Here is a 26810-nt window from a genome sequence, read left to right on the forward strand (position 1 = left end):
GTGCTGGTAGAGATGGTGCCGTCCTGTGCACTGCATCTCGAGGAGTCCCGATGAACGTCAAGAAGCTCGCCCTCGTCGTGGGCGTGGTGTTCCTGGGGTTCTGGATGTTCACCGACCCCAACGGCCTCGCCGATGCGGCGAAGGCCAGTGCCGACCAGGGCTGGACCCTGGCCCAGCAGCTGTTCACCGCGCTCATCGACTTCGTCGGCGCACTGTCCTGAGCCCCGGCTGAGGGGGCGAGCATGCTGCGAGGAGTCTTCGACCCCGACATCCGGCGTCACCTGCTCCGCGAGGAGGGTGAGGTGATCGTCGACGAGGTCCGCCACCACGGGATCGTCTACGTGCTTCCCGTGCTCGAGGTCGTCGTCGCACTGGCGCTGGTCGTGGCCGTGCCCTTCGTCGACCTGGACCTGGCGTGGTTCCCCTTCGCGCTGGCGCTCGCGATCCTGCTGCACGCCGCGTGGCGCGCGCTGACGGAGCACATGGACCGGTTCGTGATCACCAACATGCGCGTGTTCCGCGTCCACGGGGTGCTCTCCCAGCAGCTCGCCACGATGCCGCTGTCGCGGATCCTCGACATCACCGTCAAGAAGCCGCTCCACGGCCGGCTGCTCGGCTTCGGACACTTCGTCTTCGAGTCCGCCGCGCAGGAGCAGGGGCTGCGCGACATCCGCTTCGTCGGTCGTCCCGACGACCGCGACCTCGCGATCCAGCGCGTCGTGCAGCGCTCGGGCCTGCGCGGTCCGCGCGTGAGCAACTAGCCCGGCCGAGACCATGGACGAGCGCCTGGTCGAGATGGTGCTGCGGGCGGTCGACCTGATCCCGCGCGGTCGCGTCGCGGCGTACGGCGACCTCGGTCGCATCGTCGGCATCGGTCCGCGGCAGGTGGGTGCCGTGATGAGCCGTTATGGCGACGGGGTGACGTGGTGGCGGGTCACCAACGCCTCGGGCGGCTTCGCCCCCGACCTCCTCGAGCGTGCGCGCCCGCACTGGCTCGAGGAGGGGATCCTCGTGCGACCCGGCGGGGGCGGCTGCCGGATCGAGGACCACCGTGCCGACCTCGACGTGCTCGAGCGCGAGTGGCGCAGGGCGGTCGCCGACCTCTAGTTTGCACGGCAGTGCAAAATTGCCCTACAGTGCAGGTATGACCCTCGACCTCGCCGTGTGCGGCTTGCGCGCCACCAAGAAGGAACGCACCCGTCAGGCACTGAGCGCGGCGGCCGTGCGGATCGTGGCCGCCGACGGGATCGACGCCCTGACCGCCGATCGGATCGCCGCCGAGGCGGGGGTGTCGCGACGCACGCTGTTCAACTACTTCGCCCGCGTCGAGGACGTGCTCACGGCGTCGATGGACGAGGCCATGCAAGGGGCCCTGACCGTCTTCGCCGCCCGACCCGACGACGAGCCGCTCCGCACCTCGATCACCGCCGTGCTGGCCGGCCTGCTCGACCATCAGGTCTTCGAGCAGGCGATCACGCTCGAGCGGGCCGCCAGCGGGTCGCCGGCCACGCGCCACTTCCTGCGCGAGTACGACGACCGGGTCGTCGACATGATCGAGACCGGGCTCCACGAGAGGATCGGCGAGGCCGCCGACCCGATGTACGTCGCCGGGCTGGCGGGCTCCGTCACCGCGGTGCTGACGCGCACCACCCGCCTCGTCGTCGAGCAGCACCCCGATCTCGCGCCGGTGGACCTCACCGCGCGACTTCACGAGGCCCTCGCCACCGCCTTCGACCTCCTCTTCTCCGGCTTCGACGAGGCCGGCGCCGTCTCGACCAGCACCCTCGGACAGGACAACTGACATGGCCTCCCTCCTCTACCGTCTCGGACTCGGTGCGGCCCGCCGCCCGATCGCCGTCCTGATCACCTGGCTGCTGCTCCTCGGTGCCGTGGCCACCGCGATGGTGTCGTTCCAGCGACCGCTGACCAACGAGTTCGAGCTGCCCGACAGCGAGTTCGCCGCCGTCCTCGACGACCTCGGCGACCAGATCCCCGAGATCGCCGGCGGCACCGGCACCGTGGTGCTCCACAGCGAGGGTGGCTTCACCCCCGCCCAGCGCCGGGCGATCGACGACACGATGGCGACGTGGCGCACGCTGCCGCACGTCACCGACACCGTGGACCCGTTCGAGACCCAGGAGCAGCTCGACCGCAGCGCCCAGCAGGTCGCCGACGGCGGCAAGCAGCTCGCGCAGGGGCGCGCGGAGTACGAGGACGGCGCCCACCAGCTGCTGCGGCTCGAGTGGCTGATCGGCGAGGGCCGGCGCGACATCGCCCGCCTGCAGCGGACCGACCCGGGGAATGCCACCCTCCCCGCTCGTGTCTCCGGCCAGGCCGACCTCGAGGAGCGGTACGCCGACGGTCAGCGCCAGCTGGCCGATGCTCGGGCGCAGCTCGACGCGGGGGCCGAGAAGTACGACGACGGGGCCCGGCTGCGCGCCCTCGGTGACGGGGTGCGACTGGTGAGCGAGGACGGCACCACCGCGCTCGTGCAGGTGCGGTTCGACGCCGGCATGCAGGAGATCTCGCCCGACGACCTCGCGCTCGTGCCGGAGGCCGGCGAGCAGCTGGCCGACGCCGGTGTCGACGTCGACTACGGCCAGGAGCTCGTCCTCACCACCGAGGTGGGTGGCATCGGCGAGGTCATCGGCGTCGCGGTCGCCGCGGTCGTGCTGCTGGTCATGCTCGGCTCCTTCGTGATGGCCGGCCTGCCGCTGGCCATCGCCTTCACCGGCGTCGGGGTCAGCCTGGTCGGCGCGATGGCACTGACGCACTGGCTCGACATCCAGCAGCTGGCGCCCGTGCTCGGCGCGATGCTCGGGCTGGCGGTCGGCATCGACTACGCCCTGTTCATCGTCAACCGGCACCGCCGCCAGCTCGCCGACGTGGTGCGCTCGGGCGACGAGGCCAACCGCGACGAGATCCGCCACAGCATCGGGCTGGCGACCGGCACGGCCGGCACGGCGGTCGTCGTCGCCGGGGCCACGGTGGTGATCGCCCTGGCCGCGCTGCTGGTCTCCGGCATCCCCACGCTGATCCAGATGGGCCTGCTCGCCGCGGCGACGGTCACCGTCACCGTCCTGGTCGCGCTGACGCTCACGCCGGCGCTGCTGTCGCTGGCCGGCACCCGCGCCGTGCCCCGCAACGCGGCGAAGGCGTCCGCGCCCCACCGCGACGGCTGGCCCGAGAAGTGGGTCGACGCGGTCACCCGTCGTGCCCCGGCCGCGATCGCCGCCGTCGTGGTCGTGATGGCCACGCTCGCCCTGCCGGCGCTGTCGCTGCGCCTCGGCCTGCCCGACGGTGGCTCCGAGAGCAAGGACTCCACCGCCTTCCGGGCCTACGAGCGGGTGGCCGACGCCTTCGGCCCCGGTGCCAACGGCCCGATCCTCGTCTCGGCCGGTGTCGACGAGCCGATCGCGCAGGCCGACCTGGTCGGGGAGCAGGCGCGCATCGGCGAGGTGATCGCGACGGCCGACGGCGTCAGCGACGTGCTGCCCATCGGGGTCAGCGAGGACCGGCGCACGGTCGCGTTCCAGGTCGTGTCGCAGGAGGGGCCGTCGGCGGAGACGACGGTCGAGCTGGTCCACCAGCTCCGGGGCACCGTCAGCGACGAGCTCGCGGACGAGGGGGTCGAGGTCGGGGTCACCGGCCAGGCCGTCGCCAACATCGAGGTCTCGGAGCGGCTGGCCGGGGCGCTGCCGCTCTACATCGCGCTCGTGATCGGGCTCTCACTGGTGCTGCTGACGATCGTGTTCCGCTCCGTCCTGGTCCCCGTCCTGGCGACGGCCGGCTTCCTGCTGTCGGTGGGGGCCAGCTTCGGCGTCGTGGTCGCGGTCTACCAGTGGGGCTGGCTCGGCGGCGTCTTCGATGTCCACAACCCCAGCGCGGTGATGAGCTTCATGCCGACCCTGCTGATCGGCATCCTGTTCGGCCTCGCGATGGACTACCAGATGTTCCTCGTCTCGGGCATGCGCGAGTCCTACGTCCACGGCCAGCGTGCCCGCGAGGCGGTGCGCAGCGGCTTCGCCTCCGGCGCCCGGGTGGTCGCGGCCGCCGCGCTGATCATGGTCGCGGTGTTCTCCGGCTTCGTGTTCTCGCACATGACGATGGCTCGCCCGATCGGGCTCGGGCTCGCGGTGGGCGTGCTGCTCGACGCGTTCCTGGTGCGCATGACGCTGACGCCCGCGGTGATGTCGCTCCTCGGCGACCGCATCTGGTGGATGCCGGTGTGGCTCGACCGGTTGCTGCCGCACCTCGACGTCGAGGGCTCGGCCCTCGTCGACAAGCAGCGCCCGTCGCGGGTCGGGGCCGAGGAGCGCGAGGACGCGCTGGTCTAGCCTGCGGAGGGTGGTCACCTCCGACGACGTACGTCGCGTGCTGGCTCCGCTGACGCGCAGCCACGAGGTCGAGGTGCGCGGGCGCTGGAAGTTCCGCGTCGGGCAGATCGTGTACGTCGCGTTCTCACCCGACGAGCAGGAGATGGGCTTCGGCTACCCCAAGGAGGGTCGGGACGGGCTGATCGACTCGGCGCCCGACACCTTCTTCCTGCCGCCGGCCTCCGACCTGCGCTTCGGGTGGGTGTGCGCCCGACTGCCGCGCCTCGACCACGACGAGATGTGCGAGCTGGTGCTGGACGCCTGGCGGATGTGCACGCCGAAGATGCTGCACGACCTCCCCGAGCTGCCCGCCCCGGCGATGGCCGCGTGGGACGCGATCGACCGCTCGGAGTGGGGGGAGGTGTCGCCGCTGCTGCACCCCCACCTGCACTGGGACGACCGGGACGTGTCGTTGCGCGGGCGCTCGACGGTGCTGTCGCACCTGCGGTCGGTCCCGACGCCGCGACCACCGAGGTCGGTCGAGGTGCGGGACGGGCAGGTCTACCGCTGGGTGCGCTGAGGCTCCGGTGCAGGCGTCACTCGGGGATCGGCGGTCCGACGACCTGCAGGCCGTAGCGGGGCCCGACCTCGGCCCAGCGCGCGATCTCGACCTCCGGCGACTGCCCGTCGGCTCCGGGCAGTCTCCGCTCCGCCGCCGGGATCCCCACCTCGTCGTACAGCCCCATCAGGCCACCGGGGACCGTCAACGCCAGCAGCCGCGCCGGCTCGTCGCCGCGGATCCGGAAGGCGTGCGGGACCCCGCGTGGAAGGTGCACGAAGCAGCCGTCGGTCAGCTCCCACGTCTCGTCACCGCCCCGGTAGGTGACGTGGCCGGAGAGGACGTAGAAGGCCTCCGCCTCGTGCGTGTGCTGGTGCAACGGGGTGGCGACGCCGGGCGGCTGCGTCACGAGCGAGACGCCGAGCAGGCCCTCGGTGTCGCCGGGGCCGACGAGGTGCTCGAAGAGCGAGCCCATGGCCCAGGTCATCGGAGCCTCGCCCGGTCGGCGGACCACGACCCCGGTGGTGGCGGCTGGATCGGTCATGGGTCCTCCTCGGGGCGGCAAATTGACCAGAAGTGTGTTCGGATCAATATTGCTAAGGTAGGCCGCGTGGCAGAGGGGGTCAAGAGGCAGTACCGCTCGGTCGTCCGCAGCGAGCGGGCGGCGGCGACGCGACGCTCGGTCCTGGCGGCCGCCCAGCTGCTCTTCACCGACGTGGGTTACGCCCAGACCTCGGTGGCCGACGTCGCCGAGCGCGCCGGCGTCAGCGTCGACACCGTCTACACGTCCGTCGGGCGCAAGCCCCACCTGCTGCTGGCGGTCCTCGACATGACACTCGGCTCCGCGACCGAGCCGGTGCCGGCGGAGCAGCGAGACTACGTCGTGGCCATCCGCGAGGCGGACGGTGCCCACGCCAAGATCGGGGTGTACGCCGCCGCGCTGGGCCGACTGATGCCGAGGGTGGTCCCGCTCCTCGAGGCGCTGGCCGAGGCGGCCGCGACCGACGAGGAGTGCGCGCGGATGCGCGACCTCATCGCCGATCGGCGTGCGGCCAACATGCGGCTGTTCGCCGCCGACCTGCGCGTCACGGGCGAGCTGCGAGCGGACCTGTCCGACGACGACGTGGGCGACCTCGTGTGGGCGACGAACTCCCCGCAGTACTTCGCACTGCTGCGCCAGCGCGGCTGGTCGGCCACGGCCTACGCCGACCACCTGGCCGACCTGTGGGCCCGCCTCCTGCTCGCGCCCGGGCGCGCGTGAGGTCCGGGCTCAGGACTCGGGCGTGGACGCCGCGGTCTCGTCGCCCAGCAGCTCGGCGTGGATCGGGTCACCGAGCTCCTGGTGGTGCGTGCGCACCGCGGCGAAGGTCCAGAGCTTGTTGATGACGAACGACAGCGGCGTCACCACGGCGATGACGATCAGCTGGGCCCAGTAGAGCCGGGTGCGGAAGCCGTTCGAGTCGTCGAGGACCGACGTGGGCAGGCTCAGCAGCGAGTGCGGGTGGAGCAGGCTGGTCAGCAGGGCGAGGCCGATCGCCTGTCCGGCCAGCCCGACCGCGAGGAAGGGGAGGTACTCCTTCCACCACGCGGCGTGGCCGGCGCTGCGAAAGGTCCAGCTGCGGTTGAGCTGGAAGTTCCAGAGGTTGGCGACGAAGAACGCGATCGTCGAGTAGACGTGGTACCACCGCAGGTTGAACTCGCCGACCGGGAGGCCGAGCACGGCCTCGTCGAAACCCGGGCCGAGCCGCTTGACCAGGATCAGCGTGAGCAGGTTGACCAGCACGCCGGACGCGCCGACGACCCCGAAGCGCACGAGCAGCACGACGTTGTGTCGGTGTCGTTCGACCAGGGCGGAGGAGGGCACCCGGCGAGGCTACCGGGCGTCCGCCGCCCGGGGTGCATTCGTCGTGGCTGGCGCGACACGGAACAATGGGGCCCATGACGCAGCAGCCGTTCTCCCGTCCCGGTGCGATCGACCTCTCGGCCCTCCGGCGCCCCGCGCCCTCCTCCGCCCCGCCGGCCCAGCCGCCGGCCGGCGACGCCCCCCGGCCCGCGTCGGCGTCGTCGGGGACCGTCCACTCGGCGTACTCCCTCGACGTCACCGAGGAGAACTTCCAGCAGGTCCTCGAGTCGTCGATGACGGCCCCGGTGCTGCTCGTGTTCTTCTCGCGCTCCCGGATGCCCGAGAGCGCCGACCTGGCCGAGGACATGGCGACCGTCTCGGGCGAGTTCGACGGTCGCTACCTCGTCGGCCTCGTCGACATCGACGCGGTCCCGCAGATCGCGCAGGCCATGCAGATCCCCTCGATCCCGCTCGTCGTCGCGGTCGTCGACGGTCGGCCGATGCCGCTGCTCCAGGACGTCGTCCCGATCGAGGAGCTGCGCACCGCCCTGACGCAGGTCGGCCAGCAGCTCACCACCCAGGGCATCACCGGTCGTCACCAGCCGCGCGGCGTCGCACCGGCCGAGGACGGCGAGGAGGAGCAGGTCGACCCGAGGTACGCCGCGGCGCAGGACGCCCTCGGCGAGGGCGACATCGACCTCGCCGTCGCGGAGTACCAGAAGCTCGTGGACGCCAACCCGGCCGACAGCGAGGCCGCCGCCGGCCTGGCGATGGCGAAGGTGCTCCAGCGCACGCAGGGCGTCGACCTGAACGAGGCTCGCGCCGCGGCGGCCGCCGCGCCCACCGACGTGGACGCGCAGACGATGGTCGCCGACCTCGACCTCCTCGGCGGGCACGTCGAGGACGCGTTCAACCGGCTCGTCCGGCTGGTCGCGGCGAGCGCGGACGCCGACCGCACCCGCGCCCGCGACCACCTGCTCGGCCTCTTCGCCGCCGTCGGCAACGACGACGAGCGGGTGCTGGCCGGTCGCCGCAACCTGGCGTCCGCACTGTTCTGAGCGACGCCGGGGGCTAGTCCTCGCCCGGGATCCGATCGGCGAGCAGCGGCAGGGCCGGGTCCCACGAGGTGCCGTCACGCTCGTCGCGGCGCTTGCGGGCGATGGCCGACAGCGCCTCGAGCACCACCCGGTTGGCCAGTGCGGCGGTGATGTCGGCATGGTCGTACGGCGGACTGACCTCGACCACGTCGACGCCGACGACGGGCAGCTCGAGGCAGATGCGGCGCACCGCGTCGAGCAGCTCGCGCGCCGAGAGGCCGCCGGGCTCCGGGGTGCCGGTGCCGGGCGCGTGCCCGGGGTCGCAGACGTCGATGTCGACCGAGAGGAACACGCCCTCGCACTCGTCGGTGGCGATCGTGAACGCCTCGGTCAGGCACTCGCCCAGGCCGCGGTGCACGATCTCGGTCATCTCGTAGGAGCGCATCTGCTGCCCGGCCATCCAGTCGAGCGTCTCGGGCTCGGGCCAGTAGCCGCGCAGGCCGATCTGGAGGAAGCGGTCGCCGCGCAGCGCTCCCGACTCGATGAGGCGGCGCATCGGCTGCCCGTGTCCCCACAGCGAGCCGAACTCGATGTCGCCGGTGTCGGCGTGGGCGTCGAAGTGGATCATCGAGACCCGGCCGTGCCCGAGCACGTTGGCCACGCCCTTCGCGTCGGGGAAGGCGATCGAGTGGTCGCCGCCGAGGACCACCGGGATCGCCCCGGCGCGGGTGACCTTCTCCACCGCTGCCTCGAGGGTGGCAAGGGCACGCTCGATGTCGCCGGAGTACATCTCCACGTCGCCCGCGTCCTTGACCCCGAGCTCGACGAGCCCGTCGGTGCGCAGCGCGAGGCTGGGCCGCGAACCGTCGTGCGGGAGGTAGTCCTGCATCCGGATCGCCATCGGCCCGAACCGTGCGCCGGGCCGGTGCGAGGTGCCCCCGTCGAACGGTGCGCCGAGGATGACGACCGCCGCATCGGCGTACGACGACGGATCGTCGAGGTCGCACATCGGGACGCCGAGGAACGTGAAGTCGGGGCCGAACTGCTGTCCCATGCGGGTCATGACCGCAGTGTGGCACGCCCGCTGGCCGACGACAGGGCGTCGACCACCGACCTGACGGCGGGGGAGTCCACCATCGAGGCCCGGTGCAGCACCGTGATCTCCCGGGTCGGGACAGGGTCGTGGACCGCGACGGTGACCACGTCGTCGGACAGGGGCGCCCGCCCGAGGCGGGGGATGAGGGCGATGCCGAGGCCGGCACCGACCAGGGCCAGGTGGGAGTCGAACTCCATGGCCACGTGCGCGATCCGGGGCGCACGGCCCGTGCCGTCGTACATCCGCAGCAGCCACTGCCGGCAGATCGTCCCGTCGGGCGTGGCGATCCACGCCTCCTCGACGAGGTCGCGCGGTGACACGCGGGTGCGCCCGGCGAGACGGTGGCCGCGCGGCACGATCACGTCGGCGACGTCCCGGGCGATCCGGACGCCGACGAGGTGGTCGGGGACGTGGAGCGGCACGTCGCCCCAGCTGTGCACGATGCCGAGGTCCTGCTGCCCGCTGGCGACGAGGTCGACGGTGTCCCAGGGCTCGCGCTCGGCGAGGGCCAGGACGAGGTCGGGGTGCTCGTCGAGGAGGGCGCGCACGACCGGTGCGACCAACCCGCGCATGGCCGTGGAGAAGGCGGCCATCCGGAGCCGCCCGGAGACCCGACCGGCGTTGCGGTGCAGTCCCGACTCCAGCTCCTCCAGGTCGGCGAGGAGGCGCGATCCGTCGGTGACGAGGCGGCGTCCATGGTCGGTGAGCATGACGCCGCGACCCACCCGCTCGAGCAGGGCGACGCCGGCCTGCTTCTCCAGCCGCTTGACCTGCTGGGAGATCGCGCTGGGCGTGAAGCCCAGGGCGTCGGCGGCGGCGACCACCGAGCCATGGGTCTCGACGGCGCGGAGGCTGGTCAGGGCGGCCAGATCGATCATGAAGCGATGCTACCGGGTTTGATGCAACATGGATCGCTGGTGCTTCACGGTCGCGACGCCCAGACTGGAGCCCATGACCACCCGGGACTCGCTGCTCGCCGCCCTCGTGGCGACGATCTGGGGCTTCAACTTCGTCGTGATCGACTGGGGCATGGCCGACGTGCCGCCCCTGCTCTTCGTGGCGCTCCGCTTCGCCGTCGTCGTCGTGCCGGCCGTCCTCCTGGTGCCTCGCCCGGATGCTCCGTGGCGCAGCATCCTGGCCGTCGGTGCCTTCATGTCACTCGGGCAGTTCGGCTTCCTGTACGTCGCGATGTCGGCCGGGATGCCGCCCGGGCTGGCCGCCCTGGTGCTCCAGGCGCAGGTCGTCTTCACGATCGCGATCGCCGCCGGGGTGCTGCGCGAGGTGCCGACCCGCGCGCAGGCGGTCGGCGTCGCCGTCGGGGTGGTCGGCCTGGCGATCGTGGGGGTGGGTCGCGGCGGCCACGTCCCGTTGGTCGCGCTCGTGCTGTGCCTGCTCGCGGCCCTGTCGTGGGGGATCGGCAACGTGGTGGCGAGGGCGGCCCGGGTGCCGGGCGGACTCGGGCTGACCGTGTGGTCGGCGATCGTCGTGCCGGTGCCGCTCCTCGCGCTGTCGCTGGTGGTCGACGGCCCGTCGGCCGTGACCGGTGCCCTGGCCGGGTTCGGCTGGCAGGCCGGGGTCTCGACGCTCTACACCGCCGTGCTGGCCTCGCTGGTCGGCTACGGGATCTTCAACAGCCTCCTCGCGCGCTGGCCCTCGAGTGCCGTCGTGCCGTGGGTGCTGCTCGCCCCGGTGGTCGCGATGGCCTCGGCGTGGGCGCTGCTCGGCCAGCGTCCCAACGCGGCCGAGGCCGGTGGGGGCGTGCTGCTGCTGGTCGGGGTCCTGGTGGCGCTGCGCTCGCGCAGCGTCGTACGTCCCGCGGCTGTCGACCCCTCAGTCGAGCACCGAGCGCCCCGCCTCCAACCGAGCCACGGGCACGCGGAAGGGTGAGCAGGAGACGTAGTCGAGCCCGACCTCGTTGAAGAAGTGGATCGACAGCGGGTCGCCGCCGTGCTCGCCGCACACCCCGAGGTGCAGGTCGGGGTTGGCCTCCCGGCCGTCGGTCGCCGCCCGGCGCACGAGCGCCCCGACCCCGTCGACGTCGAGGGACTCGAACGGCGAGACCGGGAAGACGCCCTGCTCGAGGTAGGTGCTGAAGAACGACGCCTCGACGTCGTCACGCGAGAAGCCCCAGGTCATCTGCGTGAGGTCGTTGGTGCCGAAGGAGAAGAACTCCGCCGACCCGGCGATCTCGCCCGCGGTCATCGCCGCGCGCGGGAGCTCGATCATGGTGCCGATCTTGTGGGGGATCTCCTGGCCGAGCTCGGTCTCCACGTCGTGGGCGATCTTCTCGATCCGGGCCTTGACCAGGTCGAGCTCGCGGACGCTGGCCACCAGCGGGATCATGATCTCCGGCTGGGCCTGCCCACCTCCGCGGATGCGCTCGGCCGCCGCCTCGAGGATGGCCCGGGCCTGCATCGTGAACAGGCCGGGGATGACGATGCCGAGGCGCACGCCGCGCAGGCCGAGCATGGGGTTGGACTCGTGCAGCCGCTGCACGGCCGCGAGGAGCTTGCGCTGCCGCTTCTTGCGCTGGCCGCGCACGTCGGCGACCGCCATGGCGACGCTCAGCTCGGTGATGTCGGGGAGGAACTCGTGCAGCGGCGGGTCGATCAGCCGGATCGTCACCGGCAGTCCGTCCATCGCCTCGAAGATCTCCAGGAAGTCCTGGCGCTGGAGGACGAGGAGCTCGTCGAGAGCCGCCTCCTGGCCCCTCTCGTCGTCGGCCACGATCAGGTTCTCCACGAGCTGGCGGCGCTCGCCGAGGAACATGTGCTCGGTGCGGCACAGGCCGATGCCCTGGGCACCGAAGCGTCTGGCGCGGCCGGCGTCCTCGGCAGTGTCGGCGTTGGTGCGCACCTTCAGCCGGCGCTTGGAGTCGGCGTGCTCCATCAGCCGGGCGACGGCCTGCACCAGCGGCTGGTCGACCTCCTCGCCCTCGAAGTGGCGCACGACGAAGGACGGGACCACCGGCACCTCGCCGTCGAAGACCTCGCCGGTGGAGCCGTCGATGGAGATGACGTCGCCCTCGACGATGGTCTTGCCACCGCGGACGGTGAACTCGCCCTCGCGGGTGTCGACATCGAGCGACTCCGCACCGCAGACGCAGGTGCGGCCCATGCCGCGCGCGACGACCGCGGCGTGCGAGGTCTTCCCACCGCGGCTCGTGAGCACGCCCTTGGCGACCATCATCCCGTGGAGGTCCTCCGGCGTGGTCTCCTTGCGCACCAGGATCACGTCCTCGCCCTGCTCGGCCCACTCGACGGCGGTGGCCCAGTCGAAGACGGCCTTGCCGACCGCGGCACCGGGGGAGGCGTTCATGCCGACCCCCAGCAGCTTCTTCTCCGCCTTGTCGTCGAAGCGCGGGAACATCAGGTTGGCCAGCTGCTCGCCGTTGACACGCGAGAGCGCCTCGTCCATGTCGATCAGGCCCTCGTCGGCCATGTGCACGGCGATCCGGAACGCCGCCTCGGGCGTGCGCTTGCCGACCCGGGTCTGGAGCATCCAGAGCTTGCCCTGCTCGACGGTGAACTCGATGTCGCACATGTCGCGGTAGTGCGCCTCGAGCGTCTTCATGATCGCGAGAAGCTCGTCGTGCGACGTCTTGTCGATCTGCTCCATGTCCGCGAGGGACACGGTGTTGCGGATCCCCGCCACCACGTCCTCGCCCTGGGCGTTCTGCAGGTAGTCGCCGTACTCCCCCTGGTCGCCGGAGGCCGGGTCGCGGGTGAAGCACACTCCCGAGCCGCTGGACATGCCACGGTTGCCGAAGACCATCGCCTGGATGTTGACGGCGGTGCCGAGGTCTTCGGGGATGCGCTCCTGGCGGCGGTAGAGCACGGCGCGGTCGGTGTTCCACGAGTCGAAGACCGCGCGGATCGCGAGGTCCATCTGCTCGCGCGGGTCCTGCGGGAACTCGATGCCGGCGTGCTCGCGGATCAGCCCCTTGAAGGTCTCGACCAGTCCCTTGAGGTCGTCGACGTCGAGGTCGAGGTCGTCGGTGACGCCCTTGTCGTCCTTCGCCTGGTCGAACGCGTCGGAGAAGTGCTCGCCGTGGATGCCGAGCACGGTGCCGCCGAACATCTGGAGCAGCCGGCGGTAGGAGTCCATCGCGAACCGCTCGTCCTCGCTCTGGCGCGCCAGCCCGGCGACGGACTCGTCGTTGAGGCCGATGTTGAGGACCGTCTCCATCATCCCGGGCATCGAGAACGCCGCCCCCGACCGGACGCTGACCAGCAGCGGGTCGTCGGCGTCACCGAGCCCGCGGCCCATGTCCTTCTCGAGCTTGTCAAGGTGCTCGCTCACCTGGTCGGCGAGGCCGTCGGGCTCGCGGCCCTCCGCGAGGTAGGCGCGACACGCCTCGGTGGTGATCGTGAACCCCGGCGGCACCGGCAGGCCGAGGTTGCTCATCTCGGCGAGGTTGGCCCCCTTGCCCCCCAGCAGGTCCTTCTTGCTCTTGTCACCTTCGGCGAAGTCGAACACCCAGTGGCTCATGTTGTGCATGATGCCCGTGTCGCGACGATTTGGGCAGGGGGTCGTGCCGCTGGGCGGCCGGTTGCCGGCTCAGTGCCCCGATTCGGTGTACGTCGCTGCGCCGGTCGTCGCGCCGAGCAGCGCCGCCGCGACCCGTCGGGCGGTGAAGTCGGTGGCCCGCTCCTCGACCTCGGCGGGCGTGCAGAACCGGGCGTCGCGGATCTCGCGCTCCTGCTTCACGATCCGCTCGACCAGTGACGCGTCGTGCTCGCCGCCGTCGAAGACCAGGCAGATCGCGTCGTCCCAACCGCCCCACGGCGGCAGCCAGTCGGTGAGCACGAGGTCGCCCGCCGCGATCGTCAGGCCGAGCTCCTCCTCGACCTCCCGGCCGACGGCGACGCGCGGCGACTCGCCGACCTCGACCACCCCGCCCGGCAGGTCCCAGTCCTTCTTGTACGTCAGCTGGCACAGCAGCACGCGACCCGCCCCGTCGCGGATCAGCATCTGGCCGATCGCGCGCTTGCGGGGCAGGAACGAGTTGAGCAGCGAGCGGAACCCACCCGGCTCGTCGAGCGGAGTGTCGGTGCTGAGCCGCGCGTAGACGATCCGGTCCACGGCCTCGTCGTCGACCGTGACGCCGCGCATCACGCCCTCGCGGTGCATGCCCGACCAGGTCGCCATCCGCTGCGCGGTGCTGTCGTCGGGGTCGACCCAGGCCTCCACCCGCGCGTGCTCGTCGAGCGCCGCGGCCACCACGCGGCGTACGTCCTCGATCGAGTGGTCCCGGCCCCACGCCAGCCGGGCGATGCCCGCGGCCACGGTCGTCACGTCGATCGGCTCGGTCACCCCGCAACCCTAGCGAGCGCCCCCCGGCTCAGCGCACGACGTCGAAGCGCGCCATCATCCCGTGGTCCTCGTGGTCGAGCATGTGGCAGTGGATCATGAAGGAGCCGGTGTAGTCCTCGAAGCGGGCGGCGACCTCGACGACCTCCCCGGGCTCGAGGCGCCAGGTGTCCTCGAGGCCCTGCTCCCACGGCGGCGGTGGCTTGCCGTCGCGCAGCACGGTGCGCCACTGCTCGGCGTGGATGTGGACGTAGTGGGTCACGTCGCTGACGTTGCGCAGCCGCCACCGCTCGACCGTGCCCAGCCGCGCCCGGTGGTCGACGCGCTCGGGGTCGAAGGCGCGCCCGTTGACCGACCAGAACGAGCCGGCGTGGTGCCCATGGGTCTCGCCCAGCCCGAACGTCCAGGTCTTCGAGACGGTCTTCGGCACGTCCACGAGGTCGGGGGAGGGCAGGCGGGCGGGCAGCCGTGAGCGGTCGGGTGCCTCGGCGCCGACGCGGAACTGCATCAGCGCCGCCTGCCGCGCGTCGTCCCCGGTCGCCCCGGCGGCGTTGGGCACTGAGTCGAGCACGAGGTCGCGGCCCGTCGCCCCGTGGAAGTCCACGATCACGTCGGCGCGCTGCGCCGGGCCCAGCAGCACCCGGTCGCGCACCACGGGCTTCCTCAGCAGGCCGTTGCCGGTGCCGATCTGGAGCAGCGGGCGCCCGTCGGAGAGCCCGATCGAGTAGGACGAGAAGTGGGATGCGTTGAGGAGGCGGAGCCGGTAGCGCGTCGCGCTCACCGGGAGGTACGGCGCATAGCGGCCGTTGACGAGGACGTGCGTGCCGACCGTGGCGTCGTCGGGGGGCGCGTGCGGTCCCGTCCAGGCCATCGAGCCGTGGTGGCCGACCATCGTCGGCCCGTGCGCGAAGGGGTTGGTCAGCTCGTTGTCGCTGCGGAAGGAGCGGTCGGCGAGCATCAGCGGCACGTCGCGACGGCCCGTCGGGAGCTGCAGCGACGACTCCGAGGGGTCCTTGACGACGAACATCCCCTGCAGCCCGCGCCAGTTGTTGCGGGCGGTGTGGTCCATCCGGTGGTCGTGGTAGAAGAAGAACGAGCTCGGCTCGGGCAGCCCGCCGTAGGTGAGCGGGTACTCGTAGACGCGCGAGCGACCCGGCCGCACGAGCTGCGTGGTCGGCTGGCCGTCGTGCTCGGCCGCGTGGTGGTCGCCGTGCAGGTGGACCGTGAGCGCCCCGACCTTCCGCGGCAGCTGGTGGATGAACCGCACCCGCGTCTCCCGCCCCGCGGGACGGACGATCGTGGGACCCGGGTAGCTCCCGCCGTACGTCCACATCCGGGTCCGCGGACCGGTGGGCAGCATCCGGACCCTCGCCTGTCGCATCGGGATGGTGACCAGCGGGCCGGTGAGCCTGCGGGGCACGACGAGCCGCTGCTCGAACGCCGGCAGCTCGGGCGTGACGGTGCCGTCGCCGCCCTCGACCGAGAGGACCCCGCGCATCTGCGGGTGCAGCTTGCAGAAGAACGCGTAGGAGCCCTCGGCCAGCGCCTCGACGCCGGTGATCGTCGCGCTGGTGCCCGCGGGCACCCGCACGTCGAAGAGCGGTGTGCCCTCCGCGTCGGTGGCGACCGAGGTGACGGTGTGGTCGAAGGTGTCGAGGTTGACCAGGGTGAGCGTGCCGCCGCCACGCAGGCTGACGGTGCTGGGCGTGAACGACAGCGAGCCCCGGTCGACCACGAGGGTCGCGGAGCCCGGTGCCGCGGCGGCGGACGCGCTCGTGCCGGCGGACCGGACGGACGGCGCCGAGGGGGCGAGCGCCAGCGCGACAGCGAGCAACAGCCCGGCCACCAGCCAGGCCACGGGTGCCCGCGCGCGGCTCTTCCCCCAGGTCATCAGCCCACCCTGCGCGACGGCAGGCCCGCTCGGCATCCCCAGCACGGTGGATTTCTTTACCTCGTTCGGGCGACGACGCCGACCCCGCCGGAGGAGAAGAGTCGATCGGGTCCATCGTCCAGATCGAGGGAGAGCCACATGGGGTTGCTCAGGACTTTACGCAGGACCGTCGCGGTTGCGTGTGCGGTCACTCTCGGAGCGGCACCGCTCCTGGTACACACGACGGCGACGGCCAGCTCATCACGAGCCCAGTCCGCCGAGGCCGCCACGCAGTCCATCACCGTCAAGGTCGCCAAGAAGTCGATCAAGGTCATCGGGGCCAAGGGCCTGCGCTCGGGTCGCGTCGAGGTGGCGATGAAGGGCGGGTCGGCCGAGATCGTCATGTTCAAGGGCGACTACGACGCCCGGGACCTCGCCAAGGACGTCGCCGCCAGCGACAAGGGTGACATCAAGGCCCTCAAGCGGGCGCTGGCCAACACCACGTTCCTCGGCGGCTTCGAGAAGAACGGCACGGGAACCGTGGTCCTGCCGAAGGCCGGGGACTACTCGGTGTTCTCCTTCGAGTCCAAGGGGACGGCCGAGTTCAGCGCGGGCGCGATGAAGATGGCGCGGACGCCGAAGACCGACGGCACGGTCATCGCCAAGCAGGGTCCCGTCTGGGCCGGCTCGTCGACCATGCCCGCCGAGGGCTCGTTCCTGTTCAAGAACAAGGACAGGACGGTCCCGCACTTCGTCATCCTCCAGCAGGTCGCCGAGGGCACCACGACCGACCAGGTGCTCGAGACGCTCCAGAGCGAGGGACCGCCGTCAGGCCCCCCGCCGTGGGCCCTCGCCGGCGAGCTCGAGACCGCGTCGCTCAACCCGGGCAAGAGCATGACCGTCGACTACGACCTGCCCCCGGGGCAGTACGTGGTGATGTGCTTCTTCCCCGATCCCAACATGGGCGGCATGCCGCACGCCCTCATGGGGATGTTGAGGATGATCCACCTGTCGTGAGGGGCAGGGGTGTCACCCCTCGCGGCGGAACCACACCGTCGCGAGGGGCGGCACCACGATGTCCGCGTGCGCCGGCTGGCCGTGGTGCTCGCCCTCGACGCCGGTGATGCCGCCGAGGTTGCCGACGCCCGATCCGGTGTACGCCGCCGCGTCGGTGTTCAGGATCTCGGTCCACGTCCCCGTGGCGGGCAGCGCGAGGCGGTAGCCCTCGTGCGGGATCGCCGCGAAGTTGGCCACGCACACCACGTCGGGCTCGCCGGGGGAGCGACGCACGAACGAGAACGTGTTGCGGTTGCCGTCGTTGGCGTCGAGCCATCCGAAGCCCTCGGGTGAGTTGTCGCGACCCCACAGCGCACCGGAGGCGGCGTAGGCGGCGTTCATGTCGCGCACCATCGCGTGCACGCCCGCGTGCTCGGGGTGCTCGAGCAGCCACCAGTCGAGCTCGCGGGACTCGGCCCACTCGGACTCCTGGCCGAACTCGCAGCCCATGAAGAGCAGCTGCTTGCCGGGGTGGGCCCACATGTAGGCGAGGTAGGCGCGCAGGTTGGCGAGCTGTTGCCACCGGTCGCCCGGCATCTTGCGCAGCAGCGACCCCTTGCCGTGCACGACCTCGTCGTGGCTGATCGGCAGCACGTAGTTCTCCGCGAAGGCATAGACCAGGGAGAAGGTCATCTGCCCGTGGTGGTGGCTGCGGTAGAGCGGGTCCTGCGCGACGTAGTTGAGCGAGTCGTGCATCCAGCCCATGTTCCACTTGAAGCCGAAGCCCAGCCCGCCCTCGGAGGTGGGGCCGGTGACGCCCGGCCAGGCCGTCGACTCCTCGGCGATGGTGACGGTGCCCGGGAAGCGGCGGTAGACGGTGGCGTTCATCTCCTGGAGGAACTGCACCGCCTCGAGGTTCTCGCGGCCGCCGAACTTGTTGGGGCTCCACTCGCCGTGCTCGCGCGCGTAGTCGAGGTAGAGCATCGAGGCGACACCGTCGACGCGCAGGCCGTCGGCGTGGAACTCCTCGAGCCAGTAGAGGGCGTTGGCGTAGAGGAAGTTGCGCACCTCGTGGCGGCCGAAGTTGAAGATGTGGGAGCCCCACTCCTTGTGCCAGCCGCGCTGCGGGTTGGGGTCCTCGTAGAGCGGCGTGCCGTCGAAGCGCGCGAGCGCCCACTCGTCGGTGGCGAAGTGGCCGGGCACCCAGTCGAGGATGACGCCGATGCCGGCCTGGTGCAGCCGGTCGATGAGCACCTTGAGGCCGTCGGGGTCACCGAAGCGCGCGTCCGGGGCGAAGTAGGAGGTGACGTGGTAGCCCCAGGAGCCGCCGAACGGGTGCTGCATGACCGGCATCAGCTCGACGTGGGTGAATCCGAGGTCGTCGAGGTAGGGCACGAGCGCGTCGGCGATCTGGTGCCAGTCGTAGAGGTCGCCGGAGTAGTGCTTGCGCCACGAGGCGAGGTGCATCTCGTAGACGGACATCGGCTCGTCGACCGCGACCTTCTCGGCGCGGGAGGACAGCCAGGCGTCGTCGTTCCACTCGTACGTCGAGTGCCACACGATCGAGGCAGAGCGCGGCGGCTTCTCGGCGTAGCGGGCCATCGGGTCGGCGCGGTCCACCCAGGCGCCGTCGGCGCCACGGATGCGGAACTTGTAGGCCGCCCCGACCCCGATGCCGGGCACCCGGGCCGCCCAGATCCCGGAGTCGTCGACGCGCGACATCGGGTGCCGGGCACCCTCCCAGTCGGCCCAGCCGCCCGCGACCTGCACCTCCATCGCGTTGGGCGCCCAGACGCGGAAGTCGACGCCGGACTCGTCGACCTGCGCGCCGAGCACCTTCCACAGCTGCTCGTGCCGGCCCTCGTGGATCAGGTGGATGTCGAGCTCGCCGGGCGCGCCGGCGGGGGTGCCGGCGGGCGTGCTGGCGGGCGTGCTGGCGGGCGTGCTGGTCGTCATGCGGGGTCCTTGCTCTCGGAGAGACGATCGAGTGCGTCGAGGGGCACCTGTACCCAGGTCGGCCGGTTGCGTGCCTCGTAGACCGCCTCGTAGACCGCCTTGTCGGCGACGTAGGCATCGAGCAGGGTCTGCTCGGTCTCCCCGAGGTCGCCGTCGGCGTAGGCCGCGAGGAACGCCCGCGCGTTGCGCTCGGACCACTCCGTGGCCCGGTAGGCCAGCTGCGCCTCCTGGTCGTCGCCGCCCGCGTCGAGGGCGAAGCTGGTCATGGCGACCACGCGCGGTGCGTAGTCGAAGGAGCGCAGCATCCCGGCGACGTCGCGCCAGGGGGAGTCGGGCAGCAGCCTCTCGGAGAGGGGCTTGGCCGGCTCGCCCTCGAAGTCGACGATCTTCCACCCCCTCACGGTCCGCAGCGTCTGGCCGAGGTGCAGGTCGCCGTGCACCTGCTGCACGGTGACGTCCGTGAGGGCCGCCAGGGCGTCGTACGTCGCGTCGAGGCCGGCCTCGTACGCGGCCAGCTGCGGGACCACCTCGATGGCGGCTCGCAACCGCCCGCGCATCGCGTCGGCCAGCGCGGCCATCTCCTCGGCGTCGCGGACGCCCACGGGGAAGTGCTCGGCCAGGGTCGCGTGCGTCTCGGCGAGCGCGCGGCCGAGCCGGGCGGCCTCGCCGGCGAAGTCGCCGCCGACCTCCTCGGCGTGCAGGTCGGCCTCGGCGAACAGGTTGCGCACGCTGGCGAGCGCGAGCTCCCAGCCGTCGGTGGCGGTGCGGAGGAACTGCTGGAGCATCGCCAGCTGGATGGTCGAGTCGGTGGTCTCGTCCACGACGTCGAGCCAGCCGTAGAGGGCAGCGACGTGGTCGGAGCCGGCGCGGGTGAGCACCTCGTGGATGGACACGTCCGGGTTGACGCCGGGCGTCACCTTGCGGAAGACCTTCATCAGCGAGTCCTCGCCGAACGCGACCGAGGAGTTGGACTGCTCACCGGTGAACAGCGTCGAGTGCGCCTCGGTGTCGAGGTCGTGGCCCGCGACGCGGTGGAAGGCGAGGTCGTCGGCGGTGACCTTGCCGTCGGCGGCCGAGGCGAAGGCCCGCAGCCACAGGCCCATCGCCTCCCGGTCGTGGACGGCGTCGTAGGCGAACACCTCGCGCCCGTCCTCGCCGTCGAGCGTGCCGATCAGCGCGTGTCCCAGCCGCTCCTGCTGGTCGGGGTAGAGCGCGAGCGGGAGCTGGTAGTAGTCGGGCTCGGCGCCGGTGTAGGCGATCTCGACGAGCTCGATCACCACGCTCAACCCGTCGCCCGAGCCGGGCAGCGTGCCGACGCGGCGGACCGCTCCGACCTGCCACTCGCGACCCTTGCCGCCGAACCAGCGGGCGCCGTCGATGTAGTCCTTGAGTGCGTCCGTGAACGTCATTCGCGACCTTCCTCGCTGGGCGATCCGTCGATCAGGCGCATCCAGTAGAAGCCGTAGCCACCCAGGGTCAGGAGGTAGGGCAGCTCGCCGACGGCGGGGAACGGCACCCCGCCGAGCAGCTCGACCGGGACCATGCCCTCCCAGTGGCGCAGGTCGAGCTCGACCGGCTGGGGGAAGCGCGACAGGTTGTTGATGCAGAGGATCACGTCGCGCTCGCCGTCGGGGCCGACGTGCTCGCGGACGTAGGAGAGCACCGTCGGGTTGGAGCCGCCGAGGTCGGTGAAGGTGCCGAGCCCGAAGGCCGGGTGGCGACGGCGGGCGTGCACGAGCCGGCGGGTCCAGTGCAGCAGCGAGGAGGAGTTCTCCAGCTGCGCCTCGACGTTGACCGACTGGTAGCCGTAGACGGGGTCCTGGATGGCCGGCAGGTGCAGCTTGCCGGGCGTGGCCGAGGAGAACCCGGCGTTGCGGTCGGGCGTCCACTGCATCGGGGTCCGCACGCCGTCGCGATCACCCAGCCAGATGTTGTCGCCCATCCCGATCTCGTCGCCGTAGTAGAGGACGGGCGAGCCGGGCAGCGAGAGCAGGAGCGCGGTGAACAGCTCCATCCGGTTGGTGTCGTTGTCGAGGAGCGGAGCGAGCCGGCGGCGGATGCCGATGTTGGCCTTCATGCGGGGGTCCTGGGCGTACTCGTCCCACATGTAGTCGCGGTCCTCGTCGGTGACCATCTCGAGGGTGAGCTCGTCGTGGTTGCGCAGGAAGATGCCCCACTGGCAGCCGTCGGGGATGGTCGGCGTCTGCTCGAGGATCTCCGAGATCGGGAAGCGCGACTCGCGGCGCACGGCCATGAAGATGCGCGGCATCACCGGGAAGTGGAAGGCCATGTGGCACTCGGTCCCGATCCAGCGGCCGTCCGCGGTCTCCTCGGGCCCGAAGTACTCCACCACGTCGGCGGGCCACTGGTTGGCCTCGCACAGCAGCACGCGACCGGGGTAGTTGGCGTCGACGAACTGGCGGCACTTCTTGAGGAAGTCGTGGGTCTCCTTGAGGTTCTCCCCGTTGGTGCCGGGGCGCTCGTAGAGGTACGGCACGGCGTCGAGGCGGAAGCCGTCGAGGCCCATGTCGAGCCAGAACGCCATGGCCTCGAACATCGCGTCGTGGACCTTGGGGTTGTCGAAGTTGAGGTCGGGCTGGTGGTGGAAGAACCGGTGCCAGAAGTACTGCTGGCGCACCGGGTCCCACGTCCAGTTGGAGGGCTCGGTGTCGACGAAGATGACGCGGGCGTCCTCGTAGAGCTCCTCGGTGTCGGACCAGACGTAGAAGTCGCCGTACGGACCCTCGGGGTCCTCGCGGCTGGCCTGGAACCACGGGTGGGCGTCCGAGGTGTGGTTCATGACGAAGTCGATGATGACCCGGATGTCGCGCTTGTGGCACTCGTCGATGAACTCGTGGAAGTCCTCGACCGACCCGCACTCGGGGAGGATGTTGGTGTAGTCGGCGACGTCGTAGCCGCCGTCGCGCAGGGGCGAGGAGAAGAACGGCGGCACCCACAGGCAGTCGACGCCCAGCCACTGCAGGTAGTCGAGCTTCTCGATCAGGCCCTTGAAGTCACCGGTCCCGTCGCCGTTGGAGTCGCGGAACGAGCGGACCAGCACCTCGTAGAAGACCGCGGTGCGGTACCACTCGGTGTCGGCGTTCTGGTTGAGGAGGGTCGTGGTCGTGGCAGTGGAGTCGTTGCTCAACGGGGGCTCCTGACGCTCAGGACGTGGGCGGGCTCGTGGCCGGGGTCGAGGCGCACGTAGTTGTGCGCGCCCCAGGTCCAGTCGGCGCCGGTGATCTCGTCGTGCACGGCCAGTGTGTCGTGCCACTGCAGGCCGAGCGCCGGGAGGTCGAGGTGGACCATCGTCTCCCGGGTGCCGTGCGGGTCGAGGTTGACCACGACCACGACGACGTCCCCCTCGTGCACCTTGCTGAAGACGAGCACGTTGTCGTCGTCGCTGCCGTGGATGGTGAGGTTGCGCAGCAGCTGGAGCGCCGGGTGTGCGCGCCGGATCTCGTTGAGGCGGGTGATGTACGGCGCCAGCGTCCGCCCGTCGGCGTCCGCCTGCTTCCAGTCGCGGATCCGGATCTGGTACTTCTCGGAGTCGAGGTACTCCTCCGAGCCCGGCCGCACCGCGACGTGCTCGAAGAGCTCGTAGCCGGCGTAGACACCCCAGCTGGGGGAGCCGCACGCCGCGAGGACCGCGCGGATCTTGAACGCCGCGGGACCGCCGTACTGCAGGTAGGCGTGGAGGATGTCGGGGGTGTTGACGAAGAAGTTGGGCCGCATCAGGTGGTCGGACTCGGAGGACACCTCGGTGAGGTAGGACTCGAGCTCCTGCTTGGTGGTGCGCCACGTGAAGTAGGTGTAGCTCTGGTGGTAGCCCACCGCGCCGAGGCCGTGCATCATCGGCGGCCGGGTGAACGCCTCGGACAGGAAGATCACGTCGGGGTCGGTGCGCCGGATCTCCTTGAGCAGCCACTCCCAGAACGCGAGCGGCTTGGTGTGCGGGTTGTCGACGCGGAAGATGCGCACGCCGTGCGACATCCAGTGGCGCACGATCCGCAGCACCTCGCGGCAGATGCCGGCGGGGTCGTTGTCGAAGTTGACCGGGTAGATGTCCTGGTACTTCTTCGGCGGGTTCTCGGCGTAGGCGATCGTGCCGTCGGCGCGGGTGGTGAAGAACTGCGGGTGGCTCGTCACCCACGGGTGGTCGGGCGCCGCCTGCAGGGCGAGGTCGAGCGCGACCTCCAGGCCGAGCTCGTTGGCGCGCGCCACGAAGGCGTCGAAGTCGTCGAAGGAGCCCAGGTCGGGGTGGATGGCGTCGTGGCCGCCGTCCTTGCTGCCGATCGCCCAGGGGGAGCCGGTGTCCTCGGGGCCGGGCGTGAGCGTGTTGTTGGGGCCCTTGCGGTTGACCTCGCCGATCGGGTGGATCGGCGGGAGGTAGATGACGTCGAAGCCCATCTCGGCCACCGCGTCGAGCCGCTTCGCGGCGGTGAGGAACGTGCCGGAGGTGACGCGGCCCGTGGCCGGGTCCTTGGTCGCGCCCTCGGAGCGCGGGAAGAACTCGTACCACGAGCCGAAGAGGGCGAGGTTGCGGTCGGCGAAGATCGGATAGGGGCCCTCGTGGGTGACGAGCTCGCGCAGCGGGTGGCGGTCGAGGACCTCGACCAGGTCGGGGCTCTGGAGAGCCGCCAGCCGGGCCTCGACGGGCCGTTCGTCGTCGGCCGCGGCCTGCGCCGCACCGCTCACGATGCCCAGCTCCCGCTCGTCGAGGTCGTCACCGGCGATCACGCGGTTGAGGAGCAGCCGGCCCTCGGTGAACATCAGCTCGACGTCGACACCGGCGGGGATCTTCAGCCCGGCGTCGTGCTCCCAGGTGGCGATCGGGTCGGACCACGCCTGCACCTGGTAGGTCCAGGGGCCCTCGGCGTCGGGTGTCACCCAGGCCTCGTAGAGGTCGGGCACCTCGGCGTGCTTGGTCATCCGGACCGGGGGGCGGGCCGTGCCGCCCGGATCGGTCAGCACCACCTCGGCGCTCAGCTGGTCGTGGCCCTCGCGGAACACGCGGGCCCGGACGGGTAGGGGCTCGGCGACGGTCGCCTTCGCCGGGTGCCGACCGAGGTCGACGACGGGGGAGACGTCCATGACGGGGATACGGCCAACCATGCCCCCACACTTGCGAACCCCGGGTCCGCACGCAAGCCGCGCACACCCCGATGGACAAGAAATTGGAACGATCAAGTGGTTGTGGGCTACGGTCGCGCGGTGCGAGCGATTCGACGATTCACCGTCCGTCCTGTCCTGCCCGAGGCCCTGTCCGGTCTCGCCACCCTCGCAGGCAACCTGCGCTGGTCGTGGCACCCGGAGACGCAGGACGTCTTCGCCTCGATCGACACCCGGTTGTGGGACGAGGTCAACCACGACCCCGTCCGCCTGCTCGGCGCCGTGGGTCGTGCGCGCCTCGACGAGCTGAGCGGCGACCACGACTTCCTCCACCGGCTCGGCGTGGCGACCGACTCGCTCGAGGCCTACCTCACCGGCGAGCGGTGGTACTCCCGCAGGGCCGGCGACGACGCGCCGCGCTCGATCGCCTACTTCTCGCCGGAGTACGGCATCACCGCCGTGCTCCCGCAGTACTCCGGCGGCCTCGGCATCCTGGCCGGTGACCACCTCAAGGCGGCCTCCGACCTCGGCATCCCCGTCGTCGGCGTCGGCCTGTTCTACCGCCACGGCTACTTCAAGCAGTCGCTCTCCCGCGAGGGCTGGCAGCAGGAGACCTACCCCGTCCTCGACCCCGACGAGCTCCCGCTGACTCTGCTGCGCGAGGCCGACGGGTCACGCGCGGTCGTCTCGATCGCCATGCCCGGCGGCAGCGACCTGCTGGCGCGCATCTTCGTCGCCCACGTCGGCCGCGTCCCGCTGCTGCTCCTCGACTCCGACATCGAGGAGAACCCGCAGCACTACCGCGACGTCACCGACCGGCTGTACGGCGGCAACTCCGAGCACCGGCTGCGCCAGGAGCTCCTCCTCGGCGTCGGCGGGGTCCGGGCCCTGCGCGCCTACTCCCGCATCACCGGCGCGCCCGCGCCCGAGGTGTTCCACACGAACGAGGGCCACGCCGGCTTCCTCGGCATCGAGCGGATCCGCGAGCTCACCGTCGGCGACGGCCCCGCCCTCGACTTCGACACCGCCCTCGAGGTCTCGCGCGCCGGCACCGTCTTCACCACCCACACCCCGGTGCCGGCCGGCATCGACCGGTTCCCGCGCGAGCTGATCCAGCAGTACTTCGGTGGCGGCTCCTCGCCCACGCCCGGCGTGCCCGCCGACCGCGTGCTCGCCCTCGGTGCCGAGGATTACGACGGCGGCGACGCCGGGGTCTTCAACATGGCGGTCATGGGCTTCCGCCTCGCGCAGCGCGCCAACGGGGTCTCCCAGCTGCACGGTCACGTCAGCCGCGGGATGTTCAACGGCCTGTGGCCAGCGTTCGACGAGGCCGAGGTGCCGATCGGCTCGATCACCAACGGCGTCCACGGTCCGACCTGGATCGCCCGCGAGATCTTCGAGATCGGCGCCGAGCTGGGCGCCGACGTCGGCGGTGACGACACCGACGCGCTGTGGCCCCTGGTCGACCAGATCCCCGGCCGCCGGCTCTGGGACCTCAAGCGGACCCTGCGCGCCCGCCTCGTCGACGACGCCCGCGCCCGCCTCGCCAAGTCCTCGGCCCGGCGCGGCTTCGCCCCCGCCGAGCTCGGCTGGATCGAGACCGCGCTCGACCCCGACGTGCTGACCATCGGGTTCGCGCGCCGCGTGCCGTCGTACAAGCGACTCACGCTGATGCTGCGCGACCCCGACCGCCTCAAGCGGATCCTGCTCGACCCCGAGCGCCCGGTGCAGCTCGTCATCGCCGGCAAGTCGCACCCGGCCGACGACGGCGGCAAGAAGCTGATCCAGGAGCTCGTGCGCTTCGCCGACGACCCGGAGGTCCGCCACCGCATCGTCTTCCTGCCCAACTACGACATCGCCATGGCGCAGCCGCTCTACCCCGGCTGCGACGTGTGGCTCAACAACCCGCTCCGGCCCTACGAGGCCTGCGGCACCTCCGGCATGAAGGCCGCTCTCAACGGCGGCCTCAACCTGTCGATCCTCGACGGCTGGTGGGACGAGTGGTACGACGGCAACAACGGCTGGGCGATCCCGTCCGCCGACGGCGTGGACGACGTCGACCGTCGTGACGACCTCGAGGCCGACGCTCTCTACGACCTGATCGAGAACGAGGTCGCGCCCCGCTTCTACGACGTCGACGAGGAGGGCGTGCCCACCCGCTGGCTGGAGATGGTGCGCCACACCCTCAAGTCGCTCGGTCCCAAGGTGCTCGCGACGCGGCAGGTCCGCGACTACGTCCGCGAGCTCTACGCCCCGGCCGCCCGCACCTCGCGCGCCCTCAACTCCGACTACGCCGGCGCCCGCTCGCTGGCCGCGTGGAAGTCGACGGTGCGCGCCGGCTGGCCGTCGGTGCGCGTCGAGCACGTCGAGTCCGGGGGAGTGGGTGACGTCGCCGAGGTCGGTGCGTCCTTCGCCGTACGCGCCTTCGTGGCGCTCGCCGACCTGTCGCCCGACGACGTCGAGGTGCAGGTCGTGCACGGTCGCGCCGGCGCGGACGACGAGCTGCACGACGCGACCACCAGCGTCATGCACGTCGTCGAGTCGTACGACGGCAACCGTCACCGCTTCGACGCCGACGTGCCCCTCGACCGCTCCGGTGCCTTCGGATACACCGTGCGCGTCGTGCCCCGCAACGCCGCCCTCGCGTCCGTCTCGGAGATGGGCCTGGTCGCCGTCCCGGCCTGACCCTGTGGGCCGCGGAGGTAGCGTCGG

Annotated in this window: 22 protein-coding genes; 11 read left to right on the forward strand and 11 right to left on the reverse strand. The window is 71.4% G+C overall.

Going from position 1 to position 26810, the window contains the following annotated elements; translation table 11 throughout:
* The first annotated feature begins 50 nt into the window (after positions 1–50).
* The 6 genes from C7S10_RS22275 to C7S10_RS22830 are packed head-to-tail and all read left to right on the forward strand — an operon-like array spanning position 51 to position 4896.
* Positions 51–221, forward strand: coding sequence for a hypothetical protein (locus C7S10_RS22275; protein WP_165807158.1), 171 nt, complete (start codon positions 51–53; stop codon positions 219–221).
* 21 nt (positions 222–242) lie between these two features.
* On the forward strand, positions 243–761 hold the full coding sequence (locus tag C7S10_RS14530; RefSeq protein WP_108345150.1) for a PH domain-containing protein: 519 nt from the start codon (positions 243–245) through the stop codon (positions 759–761).
* 13 nt (positions 762–774) lie between these two features.
* Positions 775–1107, forward strand: a complete 333-nt coding sequence (locus C7S10_RS14535; RefSeq protein ID WP_108345151.1) for an MGMT family protein — start codon at positions 775–777, stop codon at positions 1105–1107.
* 37 nt (positions 1108–1144) lie between these two features.
* Positions 1145–1801: a TetR/AcrR family transcriptional regulator gene (locus C7S10_RS14540; protein WP_108345152.1), complete on the forward strand. Its 657-nt coding sequence runs from the start codon at positions 1145–1147 to the stop codon at positions 1799–1801.
* Between the two features lies 1 nt (position 1802).
* Positions 1803–4337, forward strand: coding sequence for an MMPL family transporter (locus C7S10_RS14545; RefSeq protein WP_108345153.1), 2535 nt, complete (start codon positions 1803–1805; stop codon positions 4335–4337).
* Positions 4338–4347: 10 nt separating this feature from the next.
* Positions 4348–4896, forward strand: coding sequence for an MmcQ/YjbR family DNA-binding protein (locus C7S10_RS22830; protein ID WP_243395389.1), 549 nt, complete (start codon positions 4348–4350; stop codon positions 4894–4896).
* 16 nt (positions 4897–4912) lie between these two features.
* Here C7S10_RS22830 and C7S10_RS14555 read toward each other — a convergent pair whose 3' ends face one another.
* On the reverse strand, positions 4913–5419 hold the full coding sequence (locus C7S10_RS14555) for a cupin domain-containing protein (protein ID WP_108345154.1): 507 nt from the start codon (positions 5417–5419) through the stop codon (positions 4913–4915).
* Between the two features lie 66 nt (positions 5420–5485).
* On the opposite strand from C7S10_RS14555, the gene C7S10_RS14560 reads away from it, so the two are divergent.
* Positions 5486–6136, forward strand: coding sequence for a TetR/AcrR family transcriptional regulator (locus C7S10_RS14560; RefSeq protein ID WP_108345155.1), 651 nt, complete (start codon positions 5486–5488; stop codon positions 6134–6136).
* Between the two features lie 9 nt (positions 6137–6145).
* On the opposite strand, the gene C7S10_RS14565 is transcribed toward C7S10_RS14560, so the two are convergent.
* Positions 6146–6739, reverse strand: a complete 594-nt coding sequence (locus tag C7S10_RS14565) for a GtrA family protein (RefSeq protein ID WP_108345156.1) — start codon at positions 6737–6739, stop codon at positions 6146–6148.
* Positions 6740–6813: 74 nt separating this feature from the next.
* Between C7S10_RS14565 and C7S10_RS14570 the strand changes: the two genes are divergently transcribed.
* Entirely contained in the window at positions 6814–7776 is a 963-nt protein-coding gene (locus C7S10_RS14570) for a co-chaperone YbbN (protein WP_108345157.1), read from the forward strand.
* Between the two features lie 13 nt (positions 7777–7789).
* Here the strand turns inward: C7S10_RS14570 and speB are convergent, their stop codons facing one another.
* A complete protein-coding gene (gene speB / locus C7S10_RS14575) occupies positions 7790–8818 on the reverse strand; it encodes an agmatinase (RefSeq protein ID WP_108345158.1) in 1029 nt (342 codons plus the stop codon).
* A complete protein-coding gene (locus C7S10_RS14580) occupies positions 8815–9729 on the reverse strand; it encodes a LysR family transcriptional regulator (protein ID WP_108345159.1) in 915 nt (304 codons plus the stop codon). Before C7S10_RS14580 ends, speB begins: the two co-directional genes overlap by 4 nt.
* 73 nt (positions 9730–9802) lie before the next feature.
* On the opposite strand from C7S10_RS14580, the gene C7S10_RS14585 reads away from it, so the two are divergent.
* Complete coding sequence (locus C7S10_RS14585) at positions 9803–10738, forward strand: EamA family transporter (protein ID WP_108345160.1); 936 nt, start codon at positions 9803–9805, stop codon at positions 10736–10738.
* On the opposite strand, the gene ppdK is transcribed toward C7S10_RS14585, so the two are convergent.
* The 3 genes from ppdK to C7S10_RS14600 form a co-directional block, all read right to left on the reverse strand.
* A complete protein-coding gene (gene ppdK / locus C7S10_RS14590) occupies positions 10682–13342 on the reverse strand; it encodes a pyruvate, phosphate dikinase (RefSeq protein WP_108345299.1) in 2661 nt (886 codons plus the stop codon). The genes C7S10_RS14585 and ppdK overlap by 57 nt on opposite strands.
* 69 nt (positions 13343–13411) lie before the next feature.
* Entirely contained in the window at positions 13412–14167 is a 756-nt protein-coding gene (locus C7S10_RS14595) for an NUDIX hydrolase (protein WP_108345161.1), read from the reverse strand.
* Positions 14168–14195: 28 nt separating this feature from the next.
* A complete protein-coding gene (locus C7S10_RS14600) occupies positions 14196–16055 on the reverse strand; it encodes a multicopper oxidase domain-containing protein (protein ID WP_165807159.1) in 1860 nt (619 codons plus the stop codon).
* Positions 16056–16193: 138 nt separating this feature from the next.
* Here C7S10_RS14600 and C7S10_RS14610 point away from each other — a divergent pair, with 138 nt between their 5' ends.
* Positions 16194–17051, forward strand: coding sequence for a hypothetical protein (locus C7S10_RS14610; protein WP_133176527.1), 858 nt, complete (start codon positions 16194–16196; stop codon positions 17049–17051).
* Between the two features lie 12 nt (positions 17052–17063).
* On the opposite strand, the gene glgB is transcribed toward C7S10_RS14610, so the two are convergent.
* The 4 genes from glgB to C7S10_RS14630 are packed head-to-tail and all read right to left on the reverse strand — an operon-like array spanning position 17064 to position 24101.
* Positions 17064–18986, reverse strand: coding sequence for a 1,4-alpha-glucan branching protein GlgB (gene glgB, locus C7S10_RS14615; protein ID WP_108345165.1), 1923 nt, complete (start codon positions 18984–18986; stop codon positions 17064–17066).
* Entirely contained in the window at positions 18983–20395 is a 1413-nt protein-coding gene (locus C7S10_RS14620; RefSeq protein ID WP_108345166.1) for a maltokinase N-terminal cap-like domain-containing protein, read from the reverse strand. The genes glgB and C7S10_RS14620 overlap by 4 nt, the downstream gene beginning before the upstream one ends.
* The gene (gene treS, locus C7S10_RS14625; protein WP_243395390.1) at positions 20392–22134 is read right to left on the reverse strand and encodes a maltose alpha-D-glucosyltransferase; all 1743 of its coding nucleotides are present in this window, start codon (positions 22132–22134) and stop codon (positions 20392–20394) included. Before treS ends, C7S10_RS14620 begins: the two co-directional genes overlap by 4 nt.
* The gene (locus C7S10_RS14630; protein WP_108345167.1) at positions 22131–24101 is read right to left on the reverse strand and encodes an alpha-1,4-glucan--maltose-1-phosphate maltosyltransferase; all 1971 of its coding nucleotides are present in this window, start codon (positions 24099–24101) and stop codon (positions 22131–22133) included. The genes treS and C7S10_RS14630 overlap by 4 nt, the downstream gene beginning before the upstream one ends.
* Positions 24102–24200: 99 nt before the next feature.
* On the opposite strand from C7S10_RS14630, the gene glgP reads away from it, so the two are divergent.
* A complete protein-coding gene (glgP, locus tag C7S10_RS14635; protein ID WP_108345301.1) occupies positions 24201–26783 on the forward strand; it encodes an alpha-glucan family phosphorylase in 2583 nt (860 codons plus the stop codon).
* The last annotated feature ends 27 nt before the right edge of the window (positions 26784–26810 follow it).

Origin of the sequence: Nocardioides currus (assembly GCF_003057875.1) — a bacterium.
Lineage (GTDB): Bacteria > Actinomycetota > Actinomycetes > Propionibacteriales > Nocardioidaceae > Nocardioides > Nocardioides currus.